The sequence below is a fragment of the Dietzia sp. DQ12-76 genome (assembly GCF_014145045.1).
Lineage (GTDB): Bacteria > Actinomycetota > Actinomycetes > Mycobacteriales > Mycobacteriaceae > Dietzia.
On the sequence record NZ_JAALDV010000125.1, the window covers coordinates 1 to 7784 of the forward strand.

General features: G+C 68.8%; 5 protein-coding genes and 2 pseudogenes. 2 read left to right on the forward strand and 5 right to left on the reverse strand.

From position 1 onward, the window contains the following. The 5 genes and pseudogenes from G6019_RS05520 to G6019_RS05540 all read right to left on the reverse strand — a co-directional run. A pseudogene (locus G6019_RS05520) lies at positions 1 to 196 on the reverse strand (aspartate aminotransferase family protein); the annotation flags it as partial. Positions 197 to 251: 55 nt separating this feature from the next. Beyond that, positions 252 to 1658: an MFS transporter gene (locus tag G6019_RS05525; protein WP_182612940.1), complete on the reverse strand. Its 1407-nt coding sequence runs from the start codon at positions 1656 to 1658 to the stop codon at positions 252 to 254. A gap of 173 nt (positions 1659 to 1831) precedes the next feature. Then, a complete protein-coding gene (locus G6019_RS05530; RefSeq protein ID WP_182612941.1) occupies positions 1832 to 2674 on the reverse strand; it encodes an aldo/keto reductase in 843 nt (280 codons plus the stop codon). 27 nt (positions 2675 to 2701) lie between these two features. Then, complete coding sequence (locus tag G6019_RS05535) at positions 2702 to 3271, reverse strand: TetR/AcrR family transcriptional regulator (protein WP_107756482.1); 570 nt, start codon at positions 3269 to 3271, stop codon at positions 2702 to 2704. 91 nt (positions 3272 to 3362) lie between these two features. After that, positions 3363 to 6176 (reverse strand): aconitate hydratase, encoded by a 2814-nt coding sequence (locus G6019_RS05540; RefSeq protein WP_182612942.1) that lies wholly within the window; start codon positions 6174 to 6176, stop codon positions 3363 to 3365. A gap of 251 nt (positions 6177 to 6427) precedes the next feature. On the opposite strand from G6019_RS05540, the gene G6019_RS05545 reads away from it, so the two are divergent. Both G6019_RS05545 and G6019_RS05550 read left to right on the forward strand, forming a co-directional pair. After that, on the forward strand, positions 6428 to 6958 hold the full coding sequence (locus G6019_RS05545; protein WP_182612943.1) for an Rv1476 family membrane protein: 531 nt from the start codon (positions 6428 to 6430) through the stop codon (positions 6956 to 6958). A gap of 263 nt (positions 6959 to 7221) precedes the next feature. After that, positions 7222 to 7784: pseudogene (locus G6019_RS05550) on the forward strand (hypothetical protein); the annotation flags it as partial.

Consider the following 7784-nt stretch of genomic DNA (forward strand, 5'->3'; position numbering starts at 1 on the left):
CGTGCGCCAGACCGGCCGCGCGGACGGCCACGCGGTCCACCCCCTCCAGTCCCGAGTCGTAGACGTAGGACAGGACCCGGCCGCCGGTCGTCGGCGGATCGGCCGCGCGCAACTCGGCCAGGGTCTCGAGGGCTGCCGCGCCGCGCCGGTCGATCAGGCTCTCCAGGGGATCGGTGTCCGGGTGGTCGACTGTCATGGGGAATCCGTCCGTCGTGCGGGGTCGTTCATGCGGGCTGGGTCGGTCGTGCGGGTTAAGCCGGTCGTGCGGGGTAGGCCGGTCGTGCAGGCTGGGTCCAGCTCGGGTGCTCCCGGCCCAGTGCGCGGATGACGAGCAGACTGGCCGCGGTCAGCAGAGCCGGCACGAGGGAGAAGCCCAGGACGATCGCCCACAGGGCCGGTTCGGGCTGATCAGCGATGCCGCCCGAGCGGAAGCCGGTCACCGCCAACAGCGCCAACACCACGACGGGCCCCAGCGCCATGGATCCGGTCTCGGAGGCGGTCCACAGCCCGCTCATCGCACCGCTGCGACGACGGCCGCCCAGTTCGCGGTCCATATCCGTGGTGTCGGGGAGCATCGACATGGGAAGAGCCTGCATGCCGGCGTAGGCGACGCCCGCCAGAGCGACCGGGATGTGCACCCACATCCCCGGCCACACGCCGGCGGGGATGAGCAGGAGAGCGGAGACGGTGAACAGGATCGTCGCCGTCGCCAGAGCGGGGACCTTGCCCCGGGCGTGGGCCAGGCGCGCCCACAGCGGCATCACCACCAGTGCGGGGGCGATCAGCGCGAGGAACAGCCCGGTCAACGCGGCCTCGTTGCCCAGGATGTAGGTGGCGACGTACTGGCCTCCTGCGAGCATCACCGCCGTGGCCACCGCCTGGAGGCAGAACAGGCCCACCAACAACCGGAACGGCCGGGTCACCCGCAGCGCGTCGAGTCCGTCGCGGTACTGCCGGCCCAGGTCACCGACCTGGGCGTCCGCCCGCAGGATCGTCCGTCGGCCGGATCCCAGCGTGGCCCACAGCATGCCGCCCAGCATCAGGACGGATACGCCGACCGCCATCACCACGTACCCCGTCGCGCCTCCGCCCGCGGCCTCGCGCAGCGCAGGACCGCCGCCGCCCACCACGAGGATCGTCGCGGCCAGCACCGCCACCCGCCACGCGAGGATCGTGACCCTCACGGCCGAATCACCGGTCAGCTCCGCCGGGAGGGCGAGATAGGGGACCTGGAAACACGAGAATGCCAGTGAGGCCAGGAGGAAGAAGCCCATCACCCAGACGCCGGCCAGTGCGGTGCCCCACCGGGTGGGGGCCGAGAAGGTCGCCACGAAGAGCAGGGGTAGCGCGAGCGAGCCGAACAGCATCAGCCCCGTGCGGTAACCGGTGCGGTGCGAGGCGCGGTCGGAGATCGCCCCGATCAGCGGGTACGCCAGGACGTCGATCACCTTGGGCACCAGCACGAGCACCGTCGCCACCGCGGCGGCCACCCCGATCGAGTCGGTCAGGTAATAGGCGAGCACCAGTCCGGGCAAGGTGCTGAACGCCCCCGTGCCCACGCTGCCAGCGGCGTACGAGGCGAGCATCCGACCCGAGGGGCCCCCGGCGGACGGGCCGTCAGCGCGCGCGGCGTCACCGTGCGCTCGAGTGGTGGTCATGAACGGACTCTAATTCCAGTCGACCGCGTCCATCGTCGAAAAGCGGCCGCGAAATGGGTGAACCGTCAGTCAGGTACGTTCCGCCGTAGGTTCACGAGGGAAAACTCTGACCGGAGTGACGGCTCACCCGATCTGCGGCCGGACCGGCGGGGCCGGACCGGGCGGGGCCCGCCTCAGCCGCGCCAGTCGAAGGTGTCGGGGTCCGGCCCCGAGCGCGTGCCGTTGTGGAGGGCCGATATCGAGGCCATCTGCTCGTCGTTCAGCTCGAAGTCGAAGATCTCGAGGTTCTCGCGCATCCGGCCCGGGCTCGAGGACTTGGGAAAGACGATGTCCCCGCGCTGGAGCACCCACCGCAGGACCACCTGCGAGATGGAGCGACCGACCTGCTCCGCCAGGGCCGTGAGCTGGGGGTCGCCGAAGACCGCGCCCTGCGCGAGCGGGCTCCACGCCTCCACCGCGATCCCGCGGTCGGTGCACGCCGCGCGCACCTCGTCGTTCACGAAGTAGGGGTTCGACTCGATCTGGTTGACCGTGGGAGTGCTGAGTCCCGCGTCCGACAGTCGCGCCAGATTGGCGGGGGTGAAGTTGGAGACGCCGATGGAGTCCACCGCGAAGTCCGAGCGGATGCCCTCCATGGCCTCCCACACGCGGGCGACGTCGTCATGCATGGCCAGCGGCCAGTGCACCAGGAACAGGTCGATCCGGCCACCGAGTGCCTCGAGGGAGCGCTCAGCGGAATCTCGGGCCGCGGCGCGCTCGTGGAAGGAGTTGTTGAGCTTGGTGGTGAGCCACAGTTCGTCGCGCGGGATACCCGATGCCGCGATCGCACGACCCACCCCGTCCTCGTTGCCGTACATCTGGGCGGTGTCGAGGTGCCGGTACCCGGCCTCGAGAGCATCCGAGACGACCTTCTCGGTATCAGCGGGCGGGACCTGGTACGTCCCGAAACCGAGCTGGGGGATAGCACGGCCGTCGTTGAGGTCGATCAAGGGGATCTGTGGTGTGGAGGCGGTCATGCGCCCCACCGTACGCGCGTCCCGCACTCAGTCACGAGCGGTGCGCAACGACGCCTCCACCAGATCGAGCATCGCACTGACGTGCTCGGTACCCCGTCCGGTGGCGAGATGGGTGATGAGCCCGTCGAGGACGATGTCGAGGTAGACGCGCAGCACGTCGTCCGGCACGTCCGTCCGCATCCTGCCGGAGTCCTTCTGTTCCCGCAGGCGGGTGAGGATGGCGTCGTCGAGCTCCACCTGCCGGTCGGTCCACCGTTCGCGGAAGGCCGGGTCGGTGCGGATCCGTCGCGCGATCTCCAGCCGCGTTCCGAGCCAGGAGAACTCGTGGGGATCCGCGAGGATCTCCCGCATCACCTGGACCAGCCCCTGCTCCGCCACCGTGGCCGCCATCGCCGCGGCGTCGTCATGGGCGAGTGCGAGGAACAGCGCGTCCTTGTCGTCGAAGTGGTGGAAGATCGCACCACGGCTCAGACCCGTGGCCTCCTCGAGGCGACGAACGGTGGCGCCCTCGAACCCGAACTCGGCGAAGCACTCGCGCGCGCCCGACAGGATCTCGCGACGCCGGGCGTCCATGTGGTCCTGGCTGACCCTGGGCATTTCTGTACCTTCCTACGGATACACCACGGCGGTACGCGGTTCCCCCTGTCTCACCGGGAGTTACCGCGCACCGCCGTCGGGGTGGAGGTGATCAGCCCTTGATCATGTTGCGCAGGACGTACTGCAGGATTCCGCCGTTGCGGTAGTACTCCGCCTCGCCGGGGGTGTCGATGCGCACCTTGGCGTCGAACTCGACGGTCCGGCCGTCCTCCTTGGTGGCGGTGACCTTGACCGTCTTGGGCGTGGTGCCGTTGTTCAGCTCCTCGATCCCGGTGATGTCGAAGGTCTCCGTGCCGTCCAGTCCGAGGGTCTCGTGCGACTCGCCCTCGGGGAACTGGAGCGGCATGACGCCCATGCCGATGAGGTTCGAGCGGTGGATGCGCTCGAACGACTCGGTGATGACCGCCTTGACGCCGAGCAGGCTGGTGCCCTTGGCCGCCCAGTCGCGCGAGGACCCGGTGCCGTACTCCTTGCCGCCGAGCACGACGAGCGGAGTGCCCTGAGCGGCGTAGTTCTGGGCGGCGTCGTAGATGAACGCCTGCGGGGCGCCCTCCTGCGTGAAGTCGCGCGTGTAGCCGCCCGTGACGCCGTCCAGCAGCTGGTTCTGCAGACGGATGTTGGCGAAGGTGCCGCGGATCATGACCTCGTGGTTGCCGCGACGCGACCCGAAGGAGTTGTAGTCCTGACGGGCCACGCCGTTGGCGTCGAGGTACTGCGCGGCCGGGGTGCCCGGCTTGATCGTCGACGCCGGCGAGATGTGGTCGGTCGTGACCGAGTCACCGAGCTTGGCCAGCACGCGGGCGCCCTTGACGTCCTCGACCGGGGTGAGCTCCATCTGCATCCCCTCGAAGTACGGGGGCTTGCGGACGTAGGTGGACTTCTCGTCCCACTCGAAGGTCTTGCCGTCCGGGGTGCTGAGCCCGCGCCAGCGGTCGTCTCCGGCGAAGACGTCGGCGTACTTGGACGTGTACTCCTTGGACGAGATGGAGGCCTTGATGGTCTCCTCGATCTCCTCGCTGGAGGGCCAGATGTCCTTGAGGTAGACGTCGTTGCCCTCGGAGTCCTTGCCCAGGGAGTCGGTCTCGAAGTCGAAGTCCATGGTCCCGGCGATGGAGTACGCGATGACCAGCGGCGGGGACGCCAGGTAGTTCATCTTGACGTCCTGGTTGATCCGGCCCTCGAAGTTGCGGTTGCCGGACAGGACCGCTGTGGCGGTGAGGTCATGTTCCTGGATGGCCTCGGAGATCTCCTCCGGCAGCGGACCGGAGTTACCGATACACGTCGTGCAGCCGTAGCCGACCAGGTAGAAGCCGAGGGCCTCCAGGTCCGGCCAGAGTCCGGCGCGCTCGTAGTACTCGGTGACGACCTGGGAGCCCGGCGCCATGGAGGTCTTGACCCACGGCTTGGCCTTGAGGCCCTTCTCGTGGGCCTTGCGGGCGAGGAGCCCGGCGCCGATCATCACCGACGGGTTGGACGTGTTGGTGCAGGAGGTGATCGAGGCGATGGAGACGATGCCGTGGTCCAGGACCATCTCGGTGCCGTCGACGGACACCTCGACGGGCTTGGAGGGACGGCCCTCGGCACCGGCGGAGGCGTCGGCCCGGACCGAGCCCTCCTCGGCGTGGGACAGGGTGGCCGTACCGACGTTGTCGGACGGGGCGCCGCCCTCGGACTGCATCCGACCCTTCTCGGTGTCACCGAGGGGATTGACACCGGCGTCCACATAGTTGTGGATGTCCTTACGGAACGCACTCTTGGCGTCGGCCAGCTCGATACGGTCCTGCGGACGCTTGGGCCCGGCGATCGAGGGGACGACATCGCCCAGGTCGAGCTCCAGGTACTCGGAGAAGACGGGCTCCTCCGCCTCGGGGTCGAGCCACATGCCCTGCTCCTTGGCGTACGCCTCGACCAGAGCGAGCTGCTCGTCGTCGCGGCCCGTCAGGCGCAGGTAGTCGATCGTCTCACCGTCGATGGGGAACATGGCACAGGTGGAGCCGAACTCCGGGCTCATGTTGCCGATCGTGGCACGGTTGGCCAGCGGCACGGCGGCGACACCGGCACCGTAGAACTCCACGAACTTGCCGACGACGCCGTGCTTGCGGAGCATCTCGGTGATCGTCAGGACGACGTCCGTGGCGGTGACGCCCGGCTTGATCGAGCCGGTGAGCTTGAATCCCACCACGCGGGGGATGAGCATGGAGATGGGCTGACCGAGCATGGCGGCCTCGGCCTCGATCCCGCCGACGCCCCAGCCCAGGACGCCGAGTCCGTTCTCCATGGTGGTGTGCGAGTCGGTTCCCACACAGGTGTCGGGGTAGGCCTGGCCGTTGCGGACCATCACCGACCGGGCGAGGTACTCGATGTTGACCTGGTGGACGATGCCGGTACCGGGGGGGACGACCTTGAAGTCGTCGAACGCGCCCTGGCCCCAGCGGAGGAACTGGTACCGCTCCTCGTTGCGCTGGTACTCGATCTCGACGTTCTTGTCGAACGAGTCCTTTCCACCGAAGGACTCGATGATCACCGAGTGGTCGATGACCATCTCCGCCGGCGCGAGGGGGTTGACCTTGTCGGGGTCGCCGCCGAGGGTCTTGACGGCCTCACGCATGGTGGCGAGGTCGACGATGCAGGGGACACCGGTGAAGTCCTGCATGATCACGCGGGCGGGCGTGAACTGGATCTCGGTATCGGGCTCGGCGGCGGGGTCCCAGCCCGCCAGCGCCTCGATATGCGCCTTGGTGACGTTCTTACCGTCTTCGGTGCGCAGCAGGTTCTCGGTGAGGACCTTGAGGGAGTAGGGGAGCTTCGCGGCTCCGTCGACCGCCGACAGGCGGTAGATCTCGTAGGCTTGGCCGCCGACCTCTAGGGTTCCCTTGGCGCCAAAGCTGTCAATGCTTGCTGTCACGTCAGCTCCACTCGTGGTGTGAATGTCGATTCGTCATCCCTCCCGGTGTCACCGCGTGTCTCGGGCGGCGACGCCGGGGGCGGACACAGGACCCATTGTGGACCCTCGCGCCCGGTTGCGGTCACCAATTTACCAGTACGGTCGTTCTGTATAGGTTCCGGCCCGCCCGAAGGTGGGGGGCGCGGAGCGGGTGTCGCGCCGTGCGGCGCGCGTGTTCGGTTCGACGACGACGAGATGGCACCATATCGCCCGTGGACAACTCCGACGATTCCGTGACCACGCTCGCCTACGAGGCCGAGCCGGTGATGTCTCTGCAGCAGGGGGAGGTTCCGCAGTGGCTGGACTACGAGGCCGTGTCACGGGACCTCGCCGACGACGGCGTCTCCGCTCCGGAGCCGTTCGTCGAGGGCCTGCGGACCGTGGTCGCCGAGGCGGGGGACCGTGGGCTCGACCTCAAGGTGGTCTACACCGAGGCCCCTGCGCTCGTCTACACCGACGCCCGCGACCTCGCCGCCCTGCTGAACGAGGAGTACGAGGGCACGATTCTCGTCCGGACCCCGGTCTTCGTCGGTAGCTCCAGCGACACGATTCCGCGGCATCTCCTCGAGGCGGGCCAGGACGATGCCTGGGAGGAGTTCGACCCCGTCGCCTCCGCCGCGGTGTTCGCGCACAAGGTCACCGCCCCCGCGCCTCCCTGGGGAGCGCTCTCCGCCATCGTGCTCGTCCTCGCGATCGTGGTCGCGGTCGCGTTCGCGGTCGTGCTGCGGCGTCGCCTCCGCTGACGGTCACGGTCCCGCATCACCGCCCGACACGCCGACGTTCCTCGGGTTATTCGAGTTACAGCAGTGTATTTTGCCGCCTGATGTTCCAGACGGGGCTTCTGTGACCTACGGTGCTAGAGGAACCATCGGTTCTGCCGAGTTGGTATGAGGCTCTAGTGGCGCAGGGGAAGGCATCACCGGCACCTCACCCTTCTCGGTGACGCGTCCCGCCGCGCGGGTCGCGCGGTCGACCGCATCCTCGTGCGGTTATCGGAAGGTGAAACGTGAAGCCTGACCATTCATCAACCCGCGCTCCGGGAGCGCGGAGACGTCGGGGTCCGGGGCCGGCGGGCGGTCGTGCCCTGCTCGCCGCAGCGCTCGTCCTGGGCACCGCATCGGGTGTGATCCAGGCGCCCGTCGTGGCGGCACAGGTGGAACCCGCGGCCTCTCCCGAGGACATCAGCGGCCTGATCCGCGCGGTCGCGGATGCGTCCGCGCGACTCGACGCCACCCGCCAGGACATCGCGGTCAAGCGCGAGGGGGTCAACAAGACCCTCGTCGACCTGCAGATGGCCCGACTCGACCTCGACCGGTCGATAGCGGAGGCCGACCGCACGATCGCCGAGCGCGAGCAGGCGGAATCCGGCGTGGAGTCCGCCAGGAGCACCCTCGACGAGTACTCCCGGTTGTTACATCGCCAGGGGACGGCTCCGGGAGCGGCCTCCGCGATCCTGGACCCGGGCGGCCCCGCCGATGCCGGGCGACGGCAGGAGTTCCTCAGGCGTGCGGCCGCGGACCAGCAGCACGTCGTGGGGGACATGGTCGCCGCGGTGGACGCCGCGGCCCG